Annotated in this window: 21 protein-coding genes and 1 tRNA gene; 10 read left to right on the forward strand and 12 right to left on the reverse strand. The window is 67.1% G+C overall.

What is annotated here, in order from left to right; translation table 11 throughout:
* Positions 1-3: 3 nt before the first annotated feature.
* From ACIUM1_RS19460 to ACIUM1_RS19470, 3 genes are all read right to left on the reverse strand, one after another.
* Positions 4-1341, reverse strand: a complete 1338-nt coding sequence (locus tag ACIUM1_RS19460) for a sensor histidine kinase (protein ID WP_406814230.1) — start codon at positions 1339-1341, stop codon at positions 4-6.
* A 15-nt stretch (positions 1342-1356) separates the two neighbouring features.
* A complete protein-coding gene (prrA, locus tag ACIUM1_RS19465; protein ID WP_007777113.1) occupies positions 1357-2067 on the reverse strand; it encodes a two-component system response regulator PrrA in 711 nt (236 codons plus the stop codon).
* A 98-nt stretch (positions 2068-2165) separates the two neighbouring features.
* Positions 2166-3638, reverse strand: a complete 1473-nt coding sequence (locus tag ACIUM1_RS19470; protein ID WP_406814231.1) for a carboxyl transferase domain-containing protein — start codon at positions 3636-3638, stop codon at positions 2166-2168.
* Positions 3639-3665: 27 nt separating this feature from the next.
* On the opposite strand from ACIUM1_RS19470, the gene ACIUM1_RS19475 reads away from it, so the two are divergent.
* The 7 genes from ACIUM1_RS19475 to ACIUM1_RS19505 all read left to right on the forward strand — a co-directional run bounded on the left by ACIUM1_RS19475 (position 3666) and on the right by ACIUM1_RS19505 (position 10768).
* Positions 3666-4397, forward strand: a complete 732-nt coding sequence (locus ACIUM1_RS19475; RefSeq protein ID WP_406814232.1) for an enoyl-CoA hydratase — start codon at positions 3666-3668, stop codon at positions 4395-4397.
* Positions 4398-4402: 5 nt separating this feature from the next.
* Positions 4403-5512 (forward strand): MBL fold metallo-hydrolase, encoded by a 1110-nt coding sequence (locus ACIUM1_RS19480; RefSeq protein ID WP_406814233.1) that lies wholly within the window; start codon positions 4403-4405, stop codon positions 5510-5512.
* 40 nt (positions 5513-5552) lie between these two features.
* On the forward strand, positions 5553-7136 hold the full coding sequence (locus ACIUM1_RS19485) for a serine hydrolase (protein ID WP_406814234.1): 1584 nt from the start codon (positions 5553-5555) through the stop codon (positions 7134-7136).
* Positions 7133-9520, forward strand: a complete 2388-nt coding sequence (locus ACIUM1_RS19490) for a cation-translocating P-type ATPase (protein ID WP_406814235.1) — start codon at positions 7133-7135, stop codon at positions 9518-9520. Before ACIUM1_RS19485 ends, ACIUM1_RS19490 begins: the two co-directional genes overlap by 4 nt.
* A 66-nt stretch (positions 9521-9586) precedes the next feature.
* Positions 9587-9775: an antitoxin gene (locus ACIUM1_RS19495; RefSeq protein ID WP_406814236.1), complete on the forward strand. Its 189-nt coding sequence runs from the start codon at positions 9587-9589 to the stop codon at positions 9773-9775.
* A 3-nt stretch (positions 9776-9778) separates the two neighbouring features.
* Positions 9779-10252, forward strand: coding sequence for an SRPBCC family protein (locus ACIUM1_RS19500; protein ID WP_406814237.1), 474 nt, complete (start codon positions 9779-9781; stop codon positions 10250-10252).
* An 81-nt stretch (positions 10253-10333) separates the two neighbouring features.
* Positions 10334-10768, forward strand: a complete 435-nt coding sequence (locus tag ACIUM1_RS19505; RefSeq protein ID WP_406814238.1) for a hypothetical protein — start codon at positions 10334-10336, stop codon at positions 10766-10768.
* A 4-nt stretch (positions 10769-10772) separates the two neighbouring features.
* Here the strand turns inward: ACIUM1_RS19505 and ACIUM1_RS19510 are convergent, their stop codons facing one another.
* Both ACIUM1_RS19510 and ACIUM1_RS19515 read right to left on the reverse strand, forming a co-directional pair.
* A complete protein-coding gene (locus ACIUM1_RS19510; RefSeq protein WP_406814239.1) occupies positions 10773-11252 on the reverse strand; it encodes a VOC family protein in 480 nt (159 codons plus the stop codon).
* Positions 11252-12766: a carotenoid oxygenase family protein gene (locus ACIUM1_RS19515; protein ID WP_406814240.1), complete on the reverse strand. Its 1515-nt coding sequence runs from the start codon at positions 12764-12766 to the stop codon at positions 11252-11254. Before ACIUM1_RS19515 ends, ACIUM1_RS19510 begins: the two co-directional genes overlap by 1 nt.
* Before the next feature lie 829 nt (positions 12767-13595).
* Here ACIUM1_RS19515 and ACIUM1_RS19520 point away from each other — a divergent pair.
* Positions 13596-15131 (forward strand): DUF4185 domain-containing protein, encoded by a 1536-nt coding sequence (locus ACIUM1_RS19520; RefSeq protein ID WP_406814241.1) that lies wholly within the window; start codon positions 13596-13598, stop codon positions 15129-15131.
* A gap of 44 nt (positions 15132-15175) precedes the next feature.
* Positions 15176-15562 (forward strand): hypothetical protein, encoded by a 387-nt coding sequence (locus tag ACIUM1_RS19525; protein ID WP_406814242.1) that lies wholly within the window; start codon positions 15176-15178, stop codon positions 15560-15562.
* A 24-nt stretch (positions 15563-15586) separates the two neighbouring features.
* Here ACIUM1_RS19525 and ACIUM1_RS19530 read toward each other — a convergent pair whose 3' ends face one another.
* Together ACIUM1_RS19530 and ACIUM1_RS19535 are read right to left on the reverse strand one after the other, a co-directional pair.
* The gene (locus tag ACIUM1_RS19530; RefSeq protein ID WP_406814243.1) at positions 15587-15805 is read right to left on the reverse strand and encodes a hypothetical protein; all 219 of its coding nucleotides are present in this window, start codon (positions 15803-15805) and stop codon (positions 15587-15589) included.
* A 197-nt stretch (positions 15806-16002) separates the two neighbouring features.
* Positions 16003-16194 carry a hypothetical protein gene (locus tag ACIUM1_RS19535; RefSeq protein WP_406814244.1) on the reverse strand — a complete coding sequence of 64 codons (192 nt, stop codon included), beginning with the start codon at positions 16192-16194 and terminating at the stop codon, positions 16003-16005.
* Positions 16195-16517: 323 nt separating this feature from the next.
* On the opposite strand from ACIUM1_RS19535, the gene ACIUM1_RS19540 reads away from it, so the two are divergent.
* Positions 16518-16775 carry a hypothetical protein gene (locus ACIUM1_RS19540; RefSeq protein ID WP_406814245.1) on the forward strand — a complete coding sequence of 86 codons (258 nt, stop codon included), beginning with the start codon at positions 16518-16520 and terminating at the stop codon, positions 16773-16775.
* A gap of 281 nt (positions 16776-17056) precedes the next feature.
* Here ACIUM1_RS19540 and ACIUM1_RS19545 read toward each other — a convergent pair.
* The 5 genes from ACIUM1_RS19545 to ACIUM1_RS19565 form a co-directional block, all read right to left on the reverse strand.
* Positions 17057-17129, reverse strand: a tRNA-Arg gene (locus ACIUM1_RS19545).
* 49 nt (positions 17130-17178) lie between these two features.
* A complete protein-coding gene (locus ACIUM1_RS19550) occupies positions 17179-18003 on the reverse strand; it encodes an LLM class F420-dependent oxidoreductase (RefSeq protein WP_406814246.1) in 825 nt (274 codons plus the stop codon).
* Between the two features lie 7 nt (positions 18004-18010).
* On the reverse strand, positions 18011-19087 hold the full coding sequence (locus ACIUM1_RS19555; protein WP_406814247.1) for a poly-gamma-glutamate hydrolase family protein: 1077 nt from the start codon (positions 19085-19087) through the stop codon (positions 18011-18013).
* Positions 19088-20329, reverse strand: coding sequence for an Nramp family divalent metal transporter (locus tag ACIUM1_RS19560; protein ID WP_406817758.1), 1242 nt, complete (start codon positions 20327-20329; stop codon positions 19088-19090).
* Between the two features lie 80 nt (positions 20330-20409).
* Positions 20410-21486 (reverse strand): diacylglycerol kinase, encoded by a 1077-nt coding sequence (locus tag ACIUM1_RS19565; RefSeq protein ID WP_406814248.1) that lies wholly within the window; start codon positions 21484-21486, stop codon positions 20410-20412.
* Between the last annotated feature and the right edge of the window lie 22 nt (positions 21487-21508).

Here is a 21508-nt window from a genome sequence, read left to right on the forward strand (position 1 = left end):
GCGCTAGCTGGGAGCCGGGAGTCGCAGCACCAGCCGCGCCCCACCCAGTGGGCTGTTCTCCAGTCCCGCCGTCCCGCCGTGCAGCTGAGCCTGCTGGGCAACCAGGGCCAGCCCCAGGCCCGACCCGGAATGGGAGGCCGTCGATCCGCGGGAGAACCGGTCGAACACCACCTCGCGCTCATCCTCGGGCACGCCGCGGCCGTTGTCGTCGATGGCGATCTCCACGCCGGCGCGCGAGCTGACCGCCGACAGCTGGACCTTGGTGGCGCCGCCGTGTTTGACGGCATTGGCGATCGCATTGTCGACGGTCAGGCGCAGCCCGGCCGGCATCCCGACGATGATGCAGGTGGGCGACGGCACCAGCGAGACGTCGACCCCGGGATAGATTCGGGCGGCGTCGTGGGCGGCGCGGTCGAGCAGCTCGGTGATGTCGACGGGCACGTGATCGTCGGCCGTCGACAGTTCGCCCTGGGCCAACCGTTCGAGGGCGGTCAACGTGCCCTCGATCCGCGACTGGGTGCGGATCACGTCGCTCAGCACCTCTTTGCGCTGTTCGTCGGGCATGTCCAGGGTGGCCAGCACTTCGAGGTTGGTGCGCATCGCGGTCAGCGGGGTGCGCAGTTCGTGCGAGGACACGGCGGCGAAATCGCGGGCCGACGCGAGCGCGTCCTTGGTCCGGTCTTGCTCGGTCCAGATGCGCTGCAGCATTCCCCGCATGGCTTCGGCGATCTCGACGGCCTCGCTGGCGCCGCGCACCGCCACCTGCGGCCTTTCATCGGCGTCGATCGAGCGGGCTTGCTGGGCCAGCCTTTTGAACGGTCGCACCGCGAAAGCCGCCAGGAGCCAAGCGAACACGGCCGCCGCGCCGATCGAAAGCGCGCAGATCAGGATCACCCGGCGATGCAGGTTGTTGGTCTGGGCGATCGTATCGTCATAGGTCGCACCCACCGCCACCATCGCCGGCTGCGGTGTGCGGACCTCCAGGGTCCGCACCCGATAGCGCACCCCGTTGATGTAAGTGTCGGCGTAGCCCACATCCAGCGGCGGCAGCGTGACGTCCGAGTTGGACTTGACCTGGCCATCGCGCCGGACCGTGATGACGGTGTCCTGATCGTTGGGGGTCCGCGGGATGTCGTCGAGTCCCCGCGGCAGGAAGGGGATGGCGAAACCCGCCGCCTCGTCCAGGCGGCGATCCAGGCGTTCCTTCCAGGCGCTGGTGATGCCGAACCACACGACCGCTCCGGCGATGACCACCACGATCGCGGTGCCGATGGCCGTCGCGACGGCGACCCTGGCCCGTAGCGACGGCGTACGGGTCAGGCTCCGGGACAGGAAGTTCATGGCCGGTCGACCTGCTTACTGCATGCGCAGTACGAATCCCACTCCGCGCACGGTGTGCAGCAGCCGGGGGCCACCGTTCGCCTCCAACTTGCGGCGCAGGTATCCGATGAACACGTCGACGACGTTGGTGTCGGCGGCGAAGTCGTAACCCCACACCAGCTCGAGCAGTTGCGCGCGGGACAACACCGCCGTCTTGTGCTCGGCCAGCACCGCGAGCAGGTCGAATTCCCGCTTGGTCAGGTCGACGTCGACGCCGTTGACCCGGGCACGCCGGCCGGGGATGTCGACCTCCAGCGGGCCCACCGTGATGGTTTCCGAGGAGGAGGTGGCGGTGGCGCCGCGGCGACGCAGCAGCGCCTTGACCCGCGCGACCAGCTCGGCCAGCACGAAGGGCTTGACCAGGTAGTCGTCGGCGCCGGCCTCCAGGCCGGCCACCCGATCGTCGACCGAGCTGCGGGCGGACAGCACGCAGACCGGGACGTCGTTGTCCATGGCGCGCAGCGCCGTGACGACGCTGACGCCGTCCAGCACGGGCATGTTGATGTCGAGCACGATCGCATCCGGGCGCGTCTCGGTGGCGCTGCGCAACGCCTCGGCGCCGTCGACCGCCGTCGACACTTCGAACCCGGACAGCCGCAGACCGCGTTCGAGCGACGCGAGTACATCTGAATCGTCGTCGACGACCAAGACCCGCGGCGAGCTAGCTCCAGTGTCCATGCCGCCCATTTTGCCTGACTGTCGACTATGGCTGTGGGAGGCGACACCGCTGTATTGCCCGGCGGCCTGTCGCCCGCCACCGACCGTGGCCTCGCCGCGGACCGGTCTCAGGGCAACCCGATGTTGCGGTAGCGCCGCAACCGGGCGGCCAGCCGCTCGCCGGCGGGGAGCTCACGCAGCGCGTGCACCTCGGCGGCGATCGCGCGCGACAAGCGCTGCGCGAACTCGACCGGCTCGTCGGCGGCATCCGGGTGCTCGGGCACGATCACGTCGACAATTCCGGACTTCAGCAGATCGACCGATCGGATGCCTTGCGCCGCAGCAAGTTCCGGGGCGTGATCGGTGTCGCGGAAGACGATCGCGCTGGCGCCCTCCGGCGGCAGCGGAGCCAGCCAGCCGTGCAACGCCGCCAGCACCCGATCCGCGGGCACCATCGCCAGCGCCGGGCCGCCGCTGCCCTGGCCCAGCAGCACCGACACCGTCGGGGTATCCAGCGTCACCAGCTCGGCCAGGCACTGCGCGATCTGCCCGGCCAGCCCACCTTGTTCGGCTTCGGCCGACAGTGCCGGCCCGGCCGTGTCGATCACCAGTACCAGCGGCAGCCGCAGCTCGGCGGCCAGCGCCATGCCGCGCCGCGCCTCGCGCAGCGAGGCGGGCCCCACCAAACCACCCGTCAGCCGTTGCTGGCCCAGCACCACCACGGGCTGGCCGGCGAATCGGGCCAGCGCCAACAGCGTGGTCGCGGCCTCTCCCTGGCCGGTCCCGGATAGCAGCACCCGATCCGTGGCGCCGTGCCGCAGCAACAGCCCCACCCCGGGCCGGTCGGGCCGTCGCGAGGCCACCACCGAGTCCCACGCCGCGACGTCCGGCGTCGGTTCGCGGGGCAGCGGCGCGGGCAGCGGCCCGGGCGCATCGGCGAGGACGGTCATGGCGCGGTCCAGCAGCCGGCGCAGCTCATCGAGCCGGACGACGCCGTCGATCACGCCGTGCCGGTGTAGGTTTTCCGCGGTCTGCACGCCCTCGGGAAAGGGTTCGCCGTAGAGGAGCTGGTACACCCGGGGGCCGAGGAAGCCGATCAACGCGCCCGGCTCGGCGACCGTCACATGGCCCAACGAACCCCACGACGCGAACACCCCGCCGGTGGTCGGGTTGCGCAGATAGACCAGGTAGGGCAGGTGCGCCTGTTTGTGCAGCCGGACGGCCGCGGCGATCTTCACCATCTGCAGAAACGCGACCGTGCCCTCTTGCATGCGGGTGCCGCCCGAGCTCGGCGAGGCCAGCAGCGGCAATCCCTCGGCCGTCGCGCGCTGCACCGCGGCGGTGATCCGCTCGGCCGCGGCGACCCCGATCGACCCGCCCAGGAAGCCGAACTCGCAGACCACCACCGCGACCCGCCGCCCGAAGACGCGCCCCTCGCCGGTCAGCACCGCTTCGTCCAGACCCGTCGCGGCCCGGGCGTCGGCCAGTTCTTGGGCGTAGGACGAGCTGACCGGCACGGTGAGCGGCTCGCTGTCCCAGCGGCGGAAGGAATTTTCGTCCAGCACCGCATCGCGTAGTTGACCAGCCGTGATACGACCCACGAGACGAGGCTATATAGGGTGGCTGCCATGATCGGTGTTACCCAGGACGAAGCCGTTATGACCATCGAGTTGCAGCGTCCCGAGCGCCGCAACGCGTTGAACTCCCAGCTGGTCGAGGAGCTGCGCGAGGCCGTGCTGAAGGCGGGCGACGGCTCCACCCGCGCGATCGTTCTGACGGGTCAGGGCACGGTGTTCTGCGCCGGCGCCGACCTCAGCGGTGACGCCTTCGCCGCCGACTACCCCGACCGTCTCATCGAGCTGCACAAAGTGCTCGATGCCACGTTGATCCCGGTGATCGGCGCCATCAATGGTCCGGCCATCGGTGCCGGCCTGCAGCTGGCCATGCAGTGCGATCTGCGGGTCGTCGCACCCGAGGCGTTCTTCCAGTTCCCGACCTCGAAATATGGCCTGGCCCTTGACAACTGGAGCATCCGGCGACTGTCCTCGCTGGTCGGCCACGGCCGGGCCCGGGCGATGCTGCTCGCGGCGGAGAAGCTGAGCGCCGACGTGGCGCTGCAAACCGGAATGGCCAACCGCATCGGGACGCTCGCCGACGCGCAGGCCTGGGCGGCCGAGATCGCCGGGCTGGCACCCCTGGCGATCCAGCACGCCAAGCGGGTGCTCAACGACGACGGGGCCATCGAAGAGGCCGACCCCGTGCACAAGGAACTCTTCGACAAAGCCTGGAGCAGCCAGGACGTCATCGAAGCCCAGGTCGCCAGGATCGAGAAGCGGCCACCGAAGTTCCAGGGGGCCTGACACACATGCGGGGGACGCTACGGTTGGTCGCCGGTACGGCGTCGCTGGCGGCCGGAGGTTGGCTGGTGCGGGCGTTGCACGGCGCCCCGGACGCGCTCGGCGCGCACCCCGCCTCGATCGCGGCGGTGGCGGCCGGGTCGCCGCACTACCGCGACGGCGTCTTCGTCAACCTCGAGCCCGCGTCCGAAATCAAGATGGACCGCGAGCAGTTGCAACTCATCGCATGGGAGCTGATCGGGAACCGCGGCGGAAGCCGGCCGAAGGGGCCGATCCCGCTCGCGTCGCCCGGGATTCTCGACGCCGACCCGAGCCGGCTGGCCGTCAGCTGGTTCGGCCATTCCACGGCGCTGCTGGAGATCGACGGTTACCGGGTGCTCACCGATCCGGTGTGGAGTGACCGGTGTTCGCCGTCGGACGTCGTCGGCCCGCAGCGGCTGCATCCGCCGCCGATCCAACTCGAGGCCCTGCCGGCCGTGGACGCGGTGGTGATCAGCCATGACCATTACGACCACCTCGACATCGACACGGTCAGGGCGCTGGCCCGCACTCAGCGGGCCCCATTCTTCGTTCCGCTCGGCATCGGGGCCCACCTGCGCAGGTGGGGGATACCCGAGCACCGCATCGTCGAGCTCGACTGGCATCAGAGCGCCAAGGTCGACGAGCTCACCGTGGTGTGCGTGCCGGCCCGGCACTTCTCGGGTCGCTTCCTGGACCGCAATACCACGCTGTGGGCGTCGTGGGCGTTCGTCGGCCCGACGCATCGCGCGTACTTCGGCGGCGACACCGGCTACACCAAGAGCTTCGAGCAGATCGGCGCCGATCACGGGCCGTTCGATGTGACCCTGCTACCCATCGGGGCCTACAACACGGCGTGGCCCGACGTGCACATGAATCCCGAGGAGGCGGTGCGGGCGCACCTGGACGTCACCGACGGTGGACTGCTGGTGCCGATCCATTGGGGTACTTTCCGGTTGGCCCCGCACCCGTGGGCCGAACCGGTTGAGCGACTGCTCGCCGCGGCCGCGCCCGAGCGGGTGAGCGTGGCGGTGCCGCAGCCCGGTCAGCGCATCGACCCGGCGAAATTGGCGGAATCCCACCCCTGGTGGCAGCTGTAGATTCACGCGGCGCGCATCGTCACCGCGCTAGGGTTCGCGCATGACCAAACGCGCGGCCGCGGCCGCCATGGCCGCGGCGCTGCTCGGGTTGACGGGATGCGGCTCCGACCAGCCGACGGCCGGTCCGCCGTCCACCCGGTCCGACGCCCCGCCCAACCAGGTCTCCGGCGTGGCGATCCCCGCCGGCCGCATCGACGAGGCCGTCGCCAAGGTGGACGGTCTGGTCAACGAGCTGATGAAGAGCACCGGCATCCCGGGCATGGCCGTAGCCGTCGTCCATGCTGGAAAGGTGTTGTACGCCAAAGGCTTCGGCGTCAAGGATGTGAGCAAGGGGCAAGGCCGGGAGAACAAGGTTGACGCCGACACCATCTTCCAGTTGGCCTCGGTGTCCAAATCGGTGGGCGCGACGGTGATCGCGCACGAGGTCAGCGACAAGGTCGTCGCGTGGGATATGCCCGTCGCCGCCAAGCTGCCGTGGTTCACGCTGAGCGATCCCTACGTCAGCAGCCACGTGACCGTCGGCGACCTGTATTCTCATCGCTCCGGCCTGCCCGACCACGCCGGTGACAAACTCGAAGACCTGGGCTACGACCGGCGGCAGACGCTGGAGCGCCTCAAGTATCTGCCGCTGGATCCGTTCCGAATCAGCTACGCCTACACCAACTATGGGGTCACCGTCGGCGCCGAGACGGTGGCCGCCGCGGCGGGCAGATCATGGGAGGATCTGTCCGACGAGGTGCTCTACCGCCCGCTGGGAATGACGTCGACCAGTTCCCGGTTCGCCGACTTCCTCGCCCGCCCCAACCATGCGGTCAACCACATCAAGATCGACGACAACTGGCAGGCCCGTTTCCAGCGCGACCCGGATCCCCAGTCGCCCGCGGGCGGCGTGAGTTCGTCGGTGAACGACATGGCGCGTTGGCTGTTGATGTTGCTGGGCAACGGAACTTACAACGGCCGGCGGATCAGCTCGCCGGAAGCCCTGCTGCCCGCCATCAGTCCACAGATGGTGTCGGCGCCCGCGAAATCGCCCCAGGCCCGCACCGGGTTTTACGGATACGGCTTCAACTCCTCGGTAGATTCCTCGGGACGCACCGAGTACAGCCATTCCGGCGCTTTCGATTTGGGCGCGGCGACCAACTTCGTGGTGCTGCCGTCGGAGGATCTGGGCATCATCGCGCTGACCAACGCCGCGCCATACGGGATCCCGGAAACACTGACCGCCGAATTCATGGACCTCGTCCAATACGGGCAGATCCGCGAGGATTGGGGGTCGCTGTACAAGAAGGCGATCGGCTGGCTGAACAACCCGCTGGGATCGCTGGTCGGCAAGCAGCCCCCGGCCCACCCCGCGCCGGCCCGACCGCTCAGCGACTACGCCGGCAGCTACGCCAGCGACTACTGGGGCCCGGCCGTCGTCACCGAACACGACGGCGCACTGCAGCTGGCGATGGGGCCGAAAAATCGGACGGTCACCCTCACCCACTGGGACGGTGACACCTTCACCTTCGCATTGACCGACGAAAACGCCCCACCCGGAACGGTTTCCAAGGCCAGCTTTGCGGGCAACGCACTGAACCTGGAGTACTACGACTCGAACAAGCTGGGAATCTTCACGCGATGACTCTTGCTCCCACATCCGGTCTGACCGACGCCGAAGTCGCGCAACGGGTCGCCGACGGCAGGAGCAACGCGGTACGTGAACGCGCCACGCGCAGCATCGCCGATATCGTCCGCGCCAATGTATTCACCCGGATCAACGCGATCCTCGGGGTGCTGTTGCTGATCGTGCTGGCGACCGGCTCGGTGATCAACGGCATGTTCGGGCTGTTGATCATCGCCAACAGTGTCGTCGGCATGGTCCAGGAAATCCGGGCCAAGCAGACGCTGGACAAGCTCGCCATTGTGGGGCAGGCGAAACCCCTGGTGCGCAGGCAATCCGGGACCAGGGCGGTGCCGCCCGGCCAGGTGGTGCTCGACGACATCATCGAGCTTGGTCCCGGCGATCAGGTCTTCGTCGACGGCGAAATCGTCGAAGAGGTGAACCTGGAAGTCGACGAGTCGCTGCTGACCGGCGAGGCGGACCCGATCGGCAAGGCCGTCGGCGACCAGGTGATGTCGGGCAGTTTCGTGGTCGCGGGCAGCGGCGCATATCGCGCCACCAAGGTCGGGCCAGACGCCTACGCGACCAAGCTCGCCGAGGAGGCCAGCAAGTTCACCCTGGTGAAATCCGAACTGCGCAACGGCATTAACCGCATCCTGCAGTTCATCACCTACCTGTTGGTGCCGGCCGGCCTGCTGACCATCTACACCCAGCTGTTCACCACCCACGCGGGCTGGCGGCAGGCGGTGCTGCGCACGGTCGGCGCACTGGTGCCCATGGTCCCCGAAGGGCTGGTGTTGCTCACATCGGTCGCGTTCGCGGTCGGGGTCGTGCGGCTCGGTCAGCGCCGGTGCCTGGTGCAGGAGCTGCCCGCCATCGAGGGACTCGCGCGCGTCGACGTGGTCTGCGCCGACAAGACGGGCACGCTGACCGAAAGCGGCATGCGGGTCGCGACGGTGGACGAACTCGACCGGTCGGGCGAGCGGGATCGGATCGCCGACGTGCTGGCCGCATTGGCCGCCGCCGATCCGCGACCCAACGCGAGCATGCGGGCCATCGCCGAGGCCTTTCCTGAACCGCCCGGCTGGACCGTCACGGCGACAGCCCCTTTCAAGTCGGCCACCAAGTGGAGCGGCGTCTCGTTTCAGGATCACGGCAACTGGGTGATGGGGGCGCCGGACGTCTTGCTCGAGCCCGCGTCGGCGGCGGCAAGGCAGGCGGAGCGGATCGGGGCGCAGGGGTTGCGGGTCTTGCTGGTCGGCGCCGGTGACGTCGCCGTCGATCACCCGAACGCGCCGGGTCGTGTCACTCCGGTCGCGCTGGTGGTCCTCGAGCAGAGGGTGCGTCCGGACGCCCGCGATACACTGGATTACTTTGCCGATCAAGGTGTTTCGGTCAAAGTCGTCTCCGGTGACAACGCCGTCTCGGTCGGCGCCGTCGCCGGCAGGCTCGGCCTTCGGGGCGACACGATGGACGCGCGTCAATTGCCCTCGGAACCCGCACAGTTGGCCGACGCGCTGGACACCCACACCACCTTCGGCCGGGTGCGGCCGGACCAGAAACGCGCCATGGTGCAGGCGCTGCAATCGCGCGGGCACACCGTCGCGATGACCGGCGACGGCGTCAACGACGTGCTGGCGCTCAAGGATGCCGACATCGGGGTCGCGATGGGAGCCGGCAGTCCGGCGGCGCGCGCCGTCGCGCAGATCGTGCTGCTGGACAACAGATTCGCGACGCTGCCCTACGTCGTCGGTGAGGGCCGTCGGGTGATCGGCAACATCGAGCGCGTCGCCAACCTGTTCTTGACCAAAACGGTGTACTCGGTGCTGCTGGCGTTGCTGGTGGGCATCGAATGCCTGCTCGCCAAACCGCTGAAAGCCGACCCGCTGCTGTATCCCTTCCAACCCATCCACGTCACCATCGCGGCCTGGTTCACCATCGGCATACCGTCGTTCATCCTGTCGCTGGCGCCCAACAACGAACGCGCCCATCCGGGTTTCGTGCGCCGAGTGCTCTCGTCCGCGCTGCCGTCCGGGCTGATCGTCGGCGCCGCGACGTTCGCCTCCTATCTGCTCGCCTACCACGGTCGTCACGCCAGTTTTGCCCAACAGGACCAGGCGTCCACCGCGGCCCTGATCACGTTGCTGATGACGGCGCTGTGGGTGCTGGCGGTGGTGGCCCGCCCCTACGAGTGGTGGCGGGTGGCGCTGGTGATCGCTTCCGGGCTGGCGTATGTGGTGATTTTCAGCCTGCCGCTGGCGCGCAAGGAGTTCCTGCTCGATCCGTCCAATGTCGCGGTGACCTCGACCGCGGTGGGCGTCGGTGTGCTGGGCGCGGCCGGTGTCGAGGCCACCTGGTGGATCCGGGCCAAAATGCTGGGTGTGCAGCCGCGGTTGTGGCGCTGAGCGCCCCGAACTCAGCCGCAGCGGGTCGTCACGGGCCAAGTACGATGCCGGGAAAAGGAGGGGCGTATGGGTTTCCTGGACAAGGCAAAGGATCTGTTGTCGCAGAACGCCGATAAGGTCGAGACGGCGATCGACAAGGCCGGCGAGTTCGTCGACCAGAAGACGCAGGGCAAGTACACCGACACCATCCACCAGGTGCAGGAGCAGGCCAAAAAGGCCGCCGGCACCGCGGACCACGACGACCAGCAGAACTGAGTCATGGCGAAGCTTTCCGGATCCATCGATGTCCCGCTGCCACCCGAGGTGGCCTGGCAGCACGCCTCGGACCTGTCCCGGTACAAGGACTGGTTGACCATTCACCGGGTGTGGCGCAGCACCTTGCCCGACGAGATCGAAAAGGGCACCGTCGTCGAGTCGATCGTCGAGGTCAAGGGCATGTACAACCGGATCAAGTGGACGGTGGTGCGCTACAAGCCGCCCGAGGGCATGACGCTCAACGGTGACGGCGTCGGCGGGGTCAAGGTGAAGCTGATGGCCAAGGTCGCCCCGAAGGACGACGGCTCCACCGTCAGCTTCGACGTTCACCTGGGCGGCCCGGCGTTGTTCGGTCCCATCGGCATGGTGGTGGCCGCCGCCCTGCGCGGCGACATCAACCAGTCGCTGGAGAACTTCGTCACGGTGTTCACCCGAGCGGACCCCAGCACGAACGGAGATGGTGGGGCTCACCGCTGATCGCCGGCGTAGCGGCCCCCGTACGGCGAGCCTCACGCTCGCTCCCGCGGGCGGCTCTTTGCGTCCGTTAATCTCGCTACCATGACTCGCCGACTGCGCTCCGGTTGGCTGGTGGCATTTTTCGCCGTGGTGGTGTCGGCCAGCGCATGGCTGCCGTGGTTGCGGACGACAGTGAACGGCGGGGGCTGGGCCAACGCCATCGGCGGCGCTCACGGCAATCTGGAACTGCCCCCTGGTTTCGGCGCCGGCCAGCTCATCGTGCTGTTGGCCTCGACGCTGCTGGTGGCGGGCGCGATGATGGGTCGTGGTCTGTCGGTGAGGCTCGCTTCGATTGCCGCGCTGCTGATTTCGTCACTGATCACGGCGCTGACGATGTGGTACTACAAGCTCAACGTCAACCCGCCGGTGTCGGCCGAATACGGACTGTACGTCGGCGCGGGCGCCGCGGTCGGCGCGGTGGCGTGCTCGCTGGTGGCCGTCGTCGCCGCCCTGGCTTCCGGTCGGTCCGGCCGCTGAACCGTCAGGTCGACGGGAACTCGTGCGTTCCCGAGGCGCCGCTGACATCGGGTTCGTTGACGCCGAACACGAAGGGCGCGAACACGATTTCGCGTCCATCCGGGTCGCGGAAGGTGACCGCACCCGTGGCCGCCCAGTAGGGGTGCTGGTCGACGGGTTTCACGCCCGCCTCCCGCAGCCGCGCGAGGGCGGCGTGTTGGGTCTCTTGGTTGGGGAAATACAGACACAGCTGTTCGTGCTGATCCACCGAGACGTCCTCGACGGCCTCCACGATCTCCATGGTGAGGTTCCAGCTGGGCAGTCCGAAGATGGCGCCGTTGCTTCCGTAGCTGTCCCCGAACGTCTCGTAGAGCGGCAGCCCCACCAGATCGCGGTAGAACTGCACGGTTTCGGTGAAGTGCGCGGAGCGGCGCGCGAAACGGATGGCGCCGATCGGCGCCAGCCGCAGCGGCCAGTGCGTGTGGTGGTGCTTCGGGGCGCTCATCACAGTCCGATCGCACCGGCGGCGGAGTCGGCGGTGGCCCAGCGTCGCAATTGAGCACCGGCTGCCCATGTCGAGTGGGTACCGCTGGAAATGCGTTCGGGTAGTTGAAGTTTGTACACCGGGCCGTCGCCGACTCGGGCAGCGTCGAGGACCAGGCAGTAGGAGGCGTCGGTATTCATGTCGGTGGTGAGGGTGACCAGGTAGCCGTCGTCCTCACCGGTGGCTCCCACGCGCGGGGCCATGGCGGTCTCGCTGCCGTAGACACCGTCACCGAACGAGAACCCCTGTTCGGTTCCGGTGCGCAAGTCGTGTTTGACCAGGCCGTCGAACAAGAACCAGCCCGGCTTGCCGGTGGCGGCATAGGTGTAGCGGTAGTCGTCGCCGGCATGCTCGGGATTGATGGTGCCGAACTCGGTGATGGACTCCGAGAGCCGCTCTTCTCGCACCGCGCCGGTGACCAGGTTGAAGCGCCACCGGTGCAGCCGGGCCTGCAGGCGGTCCAGGGCGAGGAAGCGAAACAGCTTCTCCCACTTGGTTCCCCCGGTATCGAGTGGGGACGGGTCTTCTTCGAAGAAGCCGTCGAGCACGATTTCGTCGCCGTCCTCGTAGGCGTTGGTGAAGTGCAGCACGAACGTGGGGTCGGCCTCGAACCAGCGAATGTCACCGGTGTCGCCGCGGCGCGGGATCACCGCGAAGCGCGACGGGATGTCGGGATAGAAGCGCGGCAGGTGTACGTCGTGCTCGAGCAGCTGTGGATCCCAGAACAGCGGGAAATCGTTGAGGATGGCGTAGTTCTCGGTGAACGCCATGTCGTGGGGCAGCCGCGGTCCGGGTAGCGGGATGTCGACATAGTGCACCAGCGCGTTGCGGTCGTCGACCACGCCGTAATGCATGTAGGGCTCTCGCTTGCTGTAGTTGAAGAACAGCAGTTCGCCGGTTTTGTTGTCTACCTTGGGATGTGCGGACACCCCCCAATCGGCCGGGAAGCCGCCGCTCCACGACTCCTTGCCGAGCGTGGCGGCCGAATAGGGGTCGATTCGGTACAGGTCCCCGCACTGGTAGAAGCTGGTCAGCGCGACGCCGCGGTGAACGATGACGTCGGTGCTCGATGCGTCCTTCATCTTGGTGCGCGCGCCCCACCCTTGCTCGCGCCGGGCCAGTTGAACGGGCTCGGCCAGACCCGGCCACAGCGGCTCGCCCGCATCGTTCTCGGCCAGGAAACCGTCGGTACGGATAAACCGGTTGCGGTAGAAAGCCTTTCCGTCGCGGAAGCCGACCACGTGCACCATCCCGTCACCGTCGAACGGGTGATAGGTCTTCAGCGCCGGATGCAGCGGATTCTCGGTATTGCGCAGGTATACGCCGTCCAGATCGCGCGGGATGTCACCCTCGACGGCGACGAGGTCGTCGGCGTCCCACTCGGTGGTTTGGGGCCGCCACGGCCCGGTGCGGTACGGGTGGTCGTCGTCTTCGGGAAGGGTGGACAGGAACTTGCCGACGATCTCAACATTCATGGTCACACGCCTTCGCCCGACCCATACATACGCCGACGGTACTCCCGCACGGCGGCGTTGTTGAGCCCTATCGGCGAGGGGCGCCGCCGCCGCAAGGCGGTGAATGGCTTCGAAAAAGGGCGGCCCCGTCGGCTCTCGGGCTGAACCGACGGGACCTAGGCGGGCACGAAGGCCGGCCGACGTGCTCGCCTCTGTTGGATCATTGCCACCGAGCGGGGTGGACAAACATGCTGACCCAATCTGTTTGAGTGTGACACGGCTTTCGCGTTACGCCGTGCGAATCGCAAATCTTGTTGCTCGCGTGTGCAACAAAGCGTTCGAGGGTTCCGCTGGCGCCAGGCTGAGCTGCGGCAAGGTGGTGCGCCCGTACCGAACGAGGATCGGCGGCTCGCGCCCTCCTCGGTGGTGTCTCCGGCTGCCGCCAGCAAAGTCGGTGTCGCTTCCTCCCGGACCTTGCCACCCCCGCGCCGCTGCGACGGAACCGGGTGATGGGATGCCCACTTCGGAGCGACAAGCCCGGCTTCGGGGGAACGCTCGCCCTTGCGCTGGTTGGGCGGTTCCGGGGTCCATCCTGACACCGTGTCGAAAGCCGGGCGGCCGGGTGTGGTCGCGGCTGCGGCAAATCTGGCAACGCGTTCCAGCTGCTGATATAGCCGTGGAGCTAATCGTCCGAAGGGTGCGTGGTGGACGGGGATCGCTGCGTTGCGACACGGTCACGGATGGATACCTATCAGCTCATCACTGATCACATTTGCCCCGCAGATCACTATCGTCACATCTGCCAGCTGAAGGACGTCAACGCGGTGTCCTACCCCTCGAAAGGTGCTACATGTCGGCGTTTCTGCGAAGTGTGTCGCTATCGATGGCGTCGGCGGCCGCTATCGGATTCGTCCTCGTGGTGGGACCGGCGCCAGTTGCAAACGCCACACCGTGCGGGGCGCCAGAGGCCAACGTTGATCCGCCCGCCGCACCGCCGGCCATGCCCGCGCCCCAGCCGGTCGTCCAACCGCCCACCGGGCGCAGGCCCACCCACACGAATGACCAGGCGCCGCTCCCCAGGCTGGGTCCGCTGATCTCGTCGTTGCTCAAGCCATCCGCTCCCGGCCGTCAGTACTCCGCGCCGGCGCATCCGCGAGCCGAGGGGCCGACGCCCGGAACCGACCCATCTGCACCGATGTACCCGCAAGCCGCGGTGCTGCCGCCCGGACCCAATCCGCCCGCGCCCGGGGTCCCGGTCCCGCCCAATGCCAACCAGCTGCGCCCGAACGCCGCGCCGATGCCGCAGCCGCAGCCCGAACCCGGGCCGCCGCCCCCGTCGATCGCGGGCGCTCCGACGTCACTGGTCGACTGGGTGACCGGACCGAACGGCCCCAACAAGACCCTGCAACGGTTCAGCATCTCCGGTACCGACCTCGGGATCGCCTGGGATAACGGGGATCCCGCCAACCGTCAGGTCCTGATGGCCTTCGGTGACACCTTCGGCTACTGCAAGGTGCATGGCCAGCAGTGGCGGTACAACACCCTGTTCCGCAGCAACGATCACGATCTGTCCAAGGGGATTCACATCGCCGACGGTGTGCCCAACGACCGGTACTCCGGCTCGCCGGTGTGGGCGCCCGGACTTTCCAAGCAGGTCGTCAACACCATTCACAAGGCGGCGCACGAGACGGGCATCATTCCGACCGCGGCGATGTCCATGGGCAGGACCCAGTACATGAGCTACATGTCCATCCGGCAGTGGGGCCGGGACGGCGAATGGTCCACGAACTACTCGGCGATCGCCCGGTCCACCGACAACGGCCAGAACTGGGGGATCTTCCCGACCACCATTCGCACGGCCTCGCCGGATGCCATTCCGGGGGCGGGCTTTACGCCGGGAAATGAGAACTTCCAGATGGGCGCGTTCCTGAAGGGGAACGACGGTTACCTCTACCAGTTCGGCACCCCGTCGGGACGTGGCGGCGCGGCATTTTTGTCGCGCGTCCCACCGAATCAATTGCCCGACTTGACCAAGTACCAGTACTGGAACGGCGACAACGGCGGCCACTGGGTCGCAAACAATCCGGGCGCGGCGACGCCGATCTTCCCGGGGCCGGTCGGCGAAATGTCGGCCCAGTACAACACTTATCTCAAGCAATACCTGGTGCTCTACACCGACGGCGGAAGCAACGACGTCGTGGCCCGGACCGCACCGACGCCGCAAGGGCCGTGGAGTCCCGAGCAACCGCTGGTGTCCTCGTTCCAAATGCCCGGCGGTATCTATGCGCCGATGATCCATCCGTGGTCGTCGGGACGAGACCTGTACTTCAACTTGTCGTTGTGGTCGGCATACGACGTGATGCTGATGCACACCGTGCTGCCGTAAGCCGTTGCCATCGAACAACGATGGCCTGAAGAGAGGAGGCGACGATGATCGCCTTGAAATATCACGACAATTGTTGCGGCCTCGCCGATCCGCTCACTCCTCTCGCGGCGGCGGCCTTGCCCGACGATGTGCCGGTGTCGTCGGCAGCAGAGCTTTCCCCGCGGCAAGACGTGGACGGTGCGGACGCTCACACGGTGTTCGACGGCCACCGTCCGGACTTCTGGACCGCGGGCAGGCCGGGGCTCCGGGACATCGAGGTATGCATCGAAGGCACCCGCGCCGACGGCGCGATCAGCCTGGGCCTTGTGGTCAACGGCCTCGATTGCAGTGGTGTCCCGATCGACCAGGCGCTTTCGCTCGCAGACGCCCGGGGGGATGCGGGCGTCTGCGGCGTTAGTTGCCGGGGAAGTGGACACCTCAAAGCGAGTTAGCCAGCAGCTGAGGGCTTTTCGCGGCTACGGCGGCGGCGGAAACCACTGCTTGCCGTCCGTTGTCCATCCGCACGGTAGCCAGTTCCAGTGCGCCGGCGGATTGGGGTCGAAGCTCAGGCACTTCGGTGCATAGAAGGAGGGCGCCGGAGGAGGAGGCGGTGGGGCCTGGTTCCCGGCGCGGGCGACAGCCCCGCTGAGCAGCACGGCCCCAACGGCCATCAGTGTCGCGACTAACTTCCGCATCGCAGGCCCGGCAGGTCTTATGCCTTGACGAAGCGACGGGCGCTACGTTTGTTTCCTCACACCCACGGTATAGATGCTAGACCTCATTCTCCTGCTTTTGTGGGAGATGGATCCGTCCCGATCCTGGGCCGACAAATCCAAGGCCACACCGCCGCCGGCTACCTGGGAATGACGACGCGTCGCGGGTGAAACGGTGCCTACGCCGCGCGATGCCCGGCGTTGCGACGCATGCACCACGTGGTCGCCATGGTCGCGGCGGCCAGCGCGAGGACCAACACGATCACGACGTCTCCCAAAGCGAGCAGCAGGATAACGCTCGCGATGACCCACAGCGTCTCGGCCACGGGAAAGCGGACATCCGAGCGTCGGCGAAGGATGGTCTGGCGCATGTCAGCCTCGCTAAATGAGGGCCACCGTCTGAACCAATGACTGCACTGTGCAACAGCTGGGCGGCACAAAGGCTGCCGCTGCCGGAGTCGAGGTGACTGAAGTCACCACCGCTTATGCCAGCCGGATCCGAAAATGCCACATCGCCTTTACCGGCGGTACCAACGTTGGTTACCTTTGGTTCTTGTCAGCCGTTGACGCACAATGGGTTCGACATCGCAGCCATGTCAACCTCAGCCAGTGGACATCGCCGTCTGGGGTTTAGCTTCGCACTTGGCAGATTTTCAGGAGATTCTTGGGAAATTGCTATGTTGCCTCTCAGCAGATGGCAAGCGACGGGGTGGACGATCATTTCATGCACGACTCCTCTTATCTCGTCGCAGTCCACCCCGTGGAAAACCCTGCCGCGTATTTGAAATGTGGTCACTGCCAACGACTGACCACCAAGGCAACTGCCGTCATCCGGCAGTTGCCCGGGATTGATGTGGTGTTATGCCACGACTGCCAATTCGAGCGGATCGCAACAGGGCTGCTCGTGGCTTGCACGAAAGTTGAAGAGGGCAACCCGAGCGCGGTCGCCTAGGACTCGAAGCACCTGCCACCGATCCTCTTCGTCGAAGTGCGTGCCGCCGGACTGAAGACGTCGGCGTGCCGACCGGAGACCGAGAACGAATCGACCGGTCCTACCGCTGGGTTCCTCTCAGTCTCGTAGCGGGCCAACCGGGCGTGCAGCGTGGCGCTGACATTCCGACTTGCGAAATCGCAACCCATCGCTGATCAGGTCTGAACCTCCCTCATCCGCGGAGTGTCAAGGATCAACCGAAGTAACTGTCAAGCATCACCCGACGTCATACATACAAACAGTGCCCCCGGCAGGATTCGAACCTGCGACACCGGCTTTAGGAGAGCCGTGCTCTATCCCCTGAGCTACGGGGGCGGACGGGCCTGAGCTTACCGGCAGGCCGGCCGGTTAAGCGCCACGGCGGTCAGCGCAGTTCGGCGATCACCTTCGCGAAGTTGTCGATGTGGTTGTCCTGCACGGTAAAGGACGACACGCCGTACTTTTCCCGGTATGCGAGCAACGTGTCGGCGATCTCGCGGGGGGAGCCGCTCAGTACCGAGGGTTGGGACAGGATCTCCTCGTCGGACAGGTCCGGCGAATAAGCGCGGGTCAGCTTGAGGTCGGGTTCGGTCTCGCCGTCGCGCGGCATCGCCGTGATCGCCAGGTTCAGCTCGAGTGAGTCGAACCGGTCTCCCGCGGCCTTGCGGACAAAATCGACGCGCTCGGCGAACGGATCCTCGACGGCGCGCACCTTGGAGCCGGTCAGCCCGATGATGTCGGCGTTGCGGGCCGCGATGGTCAGCACCCGGTCACCATTGCCGGCGATGATGAGCGGCGTTGACGGGTGGTGCTCCTTCAGATACTTGGTCATGTGTTCGAGGTAGTCGACCCGGGCGCCGGCGCTGGGATACGGGATCTCCGCGGCTTCGAATTCCTCGCGGACGTAGCCGGTGCCAAGCCCGATCTCCAGGCGGCCGTCGCTGAGCAGATCCAGGGCTTGCATGTCGCGGCTGAGCAGGGCCGGCTTGTAGAACGCCGAATTGAGCACGTACATGCTCAGCCGCAGCGTGGTGGTGACCATTGCGACCGCGGTCAGCGTCGGGAATGGTGCCGCGGCCCCCAGATGGTCGGGCACACAAAGAATGTCGAAGCCGGCGTCCTCGGCGCGCTTGGCCTTGTCCAGCAGCGCCTCGCGCGACTTGAAGAACCGCATGCTCATTCCAAAGCGAAAGTCCTTGGCCACCAACAATCTCCGTTCACCGATCCGACATTGACCAATTACGGGCCGCCTCTGCCAGCCCCTGAATCAGGGCGCTCGTGACCGACGACAAACCGTCCTCACCCGGCAGCGGGCTGCGCGGGCTGATTCCCCTGACCCGCGCCGAGAGCTCCAGCTGGGTTCCACCGTCGCGCACCCGGTTCACCGGGTTGCGCGGGTGCAGGCCGCGCAATTCCGGCGGGATGTCGTCGAGGTCGGTGATCACCTGATAGCCGGTCAGCTGGATGTGCCGGGCCAGGTGAGAGGCCAGCGCCCGGTTACCGCCGCCCGCGAGCAGCTGGGTGCTGCGACCGTCGCGGCCATACCCGTGCAGCGACACCGCGACGTCCACGTGGTCGAGGAACGCGGCGAGCCGTGGCGACTGGGCCGGGTCGAACAGCACCGACGCCAGATGGTGCGGGTAGCGATCCGGATGGTGCACCACATACACCGATGCGCCGGCGGCCTCGGCGGCGCGCTCGGCGATCACATCGGTCATCTCTTCCAGCCCGCCGCCGTGGATCGCGAAAAACCCGAAACGCGAACGTATTTGGCTGCTCTCGGCCACCCCGGGCTCGTTCAGCAATGCCGAAAGTGACTGTGGCCCAGGCCCGGACGCCGACGACGATTTCGGGCGGGGCCAGCCGGCGGGGTCCCAGCGGCGCAGGAAGTCGACCCAGCGTTGCGGCAACCCGTGCTGCGTGGCGCCGTCGATGATCTTCGGCAGGTAGCCCGGGCGGGGTGGGCCCGGCGTCACCCGGTGGTCTATGTACACCCAGGCCGGTCGCGGCCCGTCGTCGGTGTGCACGGTCATCTCGTCGCGCCGGTAGCGCACCGGCACCCCCTCGGCGCTGTCCAACGTCGCCAAGTCGCCGTCGGAGATCTGCCAGACCACCCCGTACACCTGGTTACCGGCGAGCGGTTCGACGGTGGCCACGCCGCGCTGGTTGATCAGCCAGTCGTGATCGGCCAGCACCGCCGGGCGCGGATGCGCGGCGTCGGGGCAGCGGTGCGCCATCTGCTTCACGCATAGGTTCGATCCGTATGCGAAATAGAGGTGCCGGCGGCCCGGCATTCAGCCGGTCACCGTCAGCCAGATGAGCACCACGTTAAGCAGAGTAATCAATACGCCGACGGCCCAGCCAAGGATCGTCGTGATGCGGTGATTGGCGTCCCCACCCATCAACCCGCGATCGCCGGTAAGCCTGATCAAAGGCAGCACCGCAAATGGTATTCCGAACGACAGCACCACCTGCGACAGCACCAACGCGCGGGTGGGATCGAATCCCACCGCCAGGATCACCAGGGCGGGCACCAACGTGATCACCCGGCGCACCACCATGGGAATTGATCGGTGCAGCAGTCCCTGCATGATCATGGCGCCGGCGTAGGCGCCCACCGACGACGACGCCAGGCCCGACGCGAGCAGCCCGACCGCGAACAGCACCGCGATGGTGGCGCCCAGCGTGTTGTGGATCGCGGAGTAGGCGCCCTCGATGGAGGCGCTCACGTCGCGGTGTTGCAGGTTGACCGCGGCGATCAGCAGCATCGCGGCGTTGACCGTGCCGGCCACCGTCATCGCCAGCACGACATCCCAGCGGGTCACGCGCAGCAGCAGGCGCCGATGAGGTCCCTCCTCGGGATGCCCGTGCCGGTCCAGGACCAGCCCCGAGTGCATGTACACCGCGTGCGGCATCACGGTGGCGCCCAGGATGGCGGCGGCCAGCAACACGCTTTCGGTGCCGCTGAACCTGGGCACCAACCCCCCGATTACCTCCTCCGGCGGCGCCGTCTTGACGAAGAAGCTCGCCGCGAACCCGATCGCGATGACCAGCAGCAAGCCGGTGATGACCCGCTCGAAGATGATCTGCCCGCGCCGGTCCTGGATCCCCAGCAGCAGCAACGCCACCAGGCCGGTGATCAGCCCGCCGGCCAGCAGCGGCAGATTGAACAGGATGTGCAGGGCGATGGCCCCGCCGACGACTTCGGCCGCGTCGGTCGCGATCGCGACGAGCTCGGCCTGAGCCCAGTAGATCAAGCGCGCCGGGCGGCCCATCCGCTTGCCGATCATCGCGGGCAAGGAGCGTCCGGTGACCAGTCCCAGCTTCGCGGACAGATACTGGACCAGGCCCGCCAGCACGTTGGCCGCCACGATGACCCACAGCAAGAGGTAGCCGTACTGCGAGCCGGCGCTGACGTTCGCCGCGACGTTGCCGGGGTCGACGTAGGCGATTGCGGCGACGAATGCGGGCCCGAGCAAATACCAGTTGCCCTTGAGTGAGCCCTGGGTGCGCTGCCCCAACGTGGCGACCTCGATTCACTTCACCGAATAAGAAAGTGAGGTTAGTCGAACATCTCGGCGCGGTCCCCAGCGGCTACGGTGTTTCGCCCCGCGCCTCACTGTGGGCGGTACAGCCCCTTCCCGGTGACCAGCGGCAGGTCCAGGGTGGTCACGATGCCCGGCCGGGCGGCCACCACCGCGGGGATCGCGTTGACGACGCGCATCGCGGTGGCCACCAGGCCGGCGTGGTTGTGATCGCCCTTGCGGCTGCTCAGGCAGACGTCCATGGCGTAGCACGGTTCGCCGGTGATCTCGATGCGGTAGGAACCGCCCTCCTGGGCGGGCTGCGGCCAGTCCGGGCACAGGTCCTCGCGCAGCCGGGTGACGTGTTCGAGGACAACGACGGGTTCGCCGTTGACCTTGCCGAACACCTCAAAGCGCAACGCCGCGGCGGTGCCCTTGGCGATATGACCCGACGCGATGTCGAAATCCTCGGGGGCGGGTACGCGGATGTAGTCCTGGGTCACCTCATCGAGCGAAATACCCAGGCCCGCAGCCATTTGGCGGATCACCGATCCCCACGCCAGGCTGAGCACGCCGGGCTGCAGCAGCATGGGAAGGTCGTCCAGCGGCTTACCGAAGCCCATCACGTCGAACATGACGGCGGCACTGTCATAGGTGGCGTAGTCGACGATCTCCATGCATCGAATCTGCTGGATGCTCTGGCACGTGCCTGCCAGCGCCAGCGGCAGCAGGTCGTTGGCGAAGCCGGGATCGATACCGTTGACGTACAGGCTCGAATTACCTTCGCGCGCTGCGTCTTCCAGGGGTTTGATGAGCTCCTCGGGGATGACCTGCCACGGATACTGCAGAAAGACCGGACCACTGCCCACGATGTTGATTCCGGCCGCCAGGACGCGCCGGTAGTCCTCGAGCGCCTCGGGCAACCGGTTGTCGGCCAGTGCGTTGTACACCGCACATTGCGGCCCGGTGGCGAGCACGGCATCCAGGTCGGTGCTGACGAGCACACCCGTCGACTCGGTGAGTCCGGCAAGCTCCGCCGCGTCCTTGCCGGCCTTCGCGTCAGAGGACACCCAGACGCCTTTCAGGTCGAACTCCGGGTTGGTGATCAGCGCCCGCAGGGCGTGGATACCGACGTTGCCGGTGCCCAATTGGACGACGGGAATGGGCATGACGGGCTCCTCAGCGGTCGGG

Source organism: Mycobacterium sp. M23085, from assembly GCF_045343915.1.
Taxonomy (GTDB): domain Bacteria; phylum Actinomycetota; class Actinomycetes; order Mycobacteriales; family Mycobacteriaceae; genus Mycobacterium.

Excerpts from the sequence above, each read along its gene's own strand:
- ACIUM1_RS19460 (WP_406814230.1), bottom strand. The coding sequence starts at position 1,341 with ATGAACTTCCTGTCCCGGAGCCTGACCCGTACGCCGTCGCTACGGGCC.
- prrA (WP_007777113.1), bottom strand. The coding sequence starts at position 2,067 with ATGGGCGGCATGGACACTGGAGCTAGCTCGCCGCGGGTCTTGGTCGTC.
- ACIUM1_RS19475 (WP_406814232.1), top strand. The coding sequence starts at position 3,666 with ATGATCGGTGTTACCCAGGACGAAGCCGTTATGACCATCGAGTTGCAG.
- ACIUM1_RS19480 (WP_406814233.1), top strand. The coding sequence starts at position 4,403 with ATGCGGGGGACGCTACGGTTGGTCGCCGGTACGGCGTCGCTGGCGGCC.
- ACIUM1_RS19485 (WP_406814234.1), top strand. The coding sequence starts at position 5,553 with ATGACCAAACGCGCGGCCGCGGCCGCCATGGCCGCGGCGCTGCTCGGG.
- ACIUM1_RS19490 (WP_406814235.1), top strand. The coding sequence starts at position 7,133 with ATGACTCTTGCTCCCACATCCGGTCTGACCGACGCCGAAGTCGCGCAA.
- ACIUM1_RS19495 (WP_406814236.1), top strand. The coding sequence starts at position 9,587 with ATGGGTTTCCTGGACAAGGCAAAGGATCTGTTGTCGCAGAACGCCGAT.
- ACIUM1_RS19500 (WP_406814237.1), top strand. The coding sequence starts at position 9,779 with ATGGCGAAGCTTTCCGGATCCATCGATGTCCCGCTGCCACCCGAGGTG.
- ACIUM1_RS19505 (WP_406814238.1), top strand. The coding sequence starts at position 10,334 with ATGACTCGCCGACTGCGCTCCGGTTGGCTGGTGGCATTTTTCGCCGTG.
- ACIUM1_RS19510 (WP_406814239.1), bottom strand. The coding sequence starts at position 11,252 with ATGAGCGCCCCGAAGCACCACCACACGCACTGGCCGCTGCGGCTGGCG.
- ACIUM1_RS19515 (WP_406814240.1), bottom strand. The coding sequence starts at position 12,766 with ATGAATGTTGAGATCGTCGGCAAGTTCCTGTCCACCCTTCCCGAAGAC.
- ACIUM1_RS19520 (WP_406814241.1), top strand. The coding sequence starts at position 13,596 with ATGTCGGCGTTTCTGCGAAGTGTGTCGCTATCGATGGCGTCGGCGGCC.
- ACIUM1_RS19525 (WP_406814242.1), top strand. The coding sequence starts at position 15,176 with ATGATCGCCTTGAAATATCACGACAATTGTTGCGGCCTCGCCGATCCG.
- ACIUM1_RS19530 (WP_406814243.1), bottom strand. The coding sequence starts at position 15,805 with ATGCGGAAGTTAGTCGCGACACTGATGGCCGTTGGGGCCGTGCTGCTC.
- ACIUM1_RS19535 (WP_406814244.1), bottom strand. The coding sequence starts at position 16,194 with ATGCGCCAGACCATCCTTCGCCGACGCTCGGATGTCCGCTTTCCCGTG.
- ACIUM1_RS19540 (WP_406814245.1), top strand. The coding sequence starts at position 16,518 with ATGGCAAGCGACGGGGTGGACGATCATTTCATGCACGACTCCTCTTAT.
- ACIUM1_RS19555 (WP_406814247.1), bottom strand. The coding sequence starts at position 19,087 with ATGCCGGGCCGCCGGCACCTCTATTTCGCATACGGATCGAACCTATGC.
- ACIUM1_RS19565 (WP_406814248.1), bottom strand. The coding sequence starts at position 21,486 with ATGCCCATTCCCGTCGTCCAATTGGGCACCGGCAACGTCGGTATCCAC.